The sequence below is a fragment of the Fictibacillus sp. NRS-1165 genome, from assembly GCF_050468105.1.
GTDB classification, from domain to species: domain Bacteria; phylum Bacillota; class Bacilli; order Bacillales; family Fictibacillaceae; genus Fictibacillus_C; species Fictibacillus_C terrinigri.
On the sequence record NZ_JBDPNU010000127.1, the window covers coordinates 1 to 1,091 of the forward strand.

Sequence of the window (1,091 nt, forward strand, 5' to 3'; positions counted from 1 at the left end):
TTGCTATTGGTGTGATCGGCCCTTCAGCTTTAATCGAAAGAGCCCGTGAAGCGCTGCATTCTTTTCCCAATTTCATACCGCTTTTGCGCAGTTATGAGGAAGAAAGTGAAGTTCTGGAACTCACTAAAGACTTACTGGCAAATGTAGAAGTATTGCTATTCCTGGAATATCACTTGTTCAGGAAGGTCAAAGAACAAATGAATTTTCATATTCCCGTTCATTACGTACCGCTGATGGGAACAGGATTGTATCGTTCTTTGTTTCGAAGTAAGAGCCTGTATGGCTTGAGGATGCTGACCATTGATTCGGTGCCTAACCAGTATGTGAATCAAATATTAATGGATCTCAATGAAAAGAACACGGACGTGCATATTTTCCAAGGAAGTCCGTTGGCTACAACGGAGGAAATGGTCAACTTTCATTTATCGCATTTTGACAACAGGCCAGGCTCTTCTGTGTTGACGGGTGTTGAAGCTGTCTCCGAAAAACTTACCGCTCTCGGAATACCAAATGAATGGGTCACCCCTACCCACCAGGATTTAATCGTATCATTGGAGAGGGCCCTATTAGCCACGCGGACAAGAAGAAACAAAGAATCTCAAATTGTTGTAGGTTTAGTAAACATTGATCAGTTTCGCAAGATGGTGGACAGCTACCCATCAGAACATGAGGTTCAAAAGCTGAAGCTTGATCTACATCGGCTCCTGCTCGATTACGTAAAACTTCTCGACGGCCATTTAACAAATCTTGGCGGAGGAGAATATTTATTCTTCACGACAAGGGGCATCTTTGAAAGAGAAACCAGAGGCTATAAATATTTGCCTGTCCTTGATGAGGCTGAAAAACTATTGGGCATTTCCTTAAGTGTTGGCATCGGCTTTGGCCGAACAGCCACCGATGCGGGAAACCATGCGAGAGTGGCGCTTCGCCAGTGCAAGGAATTTGGCGGAAAAGCCTGCTATATTGTCAGGGAGGATCTCAGTGTGATCGGGCCGGTAGAAATCACTCACCCGATGATCTATGATCTTTCCATAACGGATGACAAACTTCTGGAGGAAGCAGAAAAAGCTGGAATGTCGGCAGCTTATATG

1 protein-coding gene is annotated in these 1,091 nt (G+C 44.5%); it reads left to right on the forward strand.

Annotated elements, in window-relative coordinates; all coding sequences use genetic code 11:
- A partial coding sequence (locus tag ABHN01_RS24945; protein WP_429877783.1) for a GTP cyclohydrolase IIa occupies window positions 1-1,091 on the forward strand: 1,091 nt, incomplete at both ends.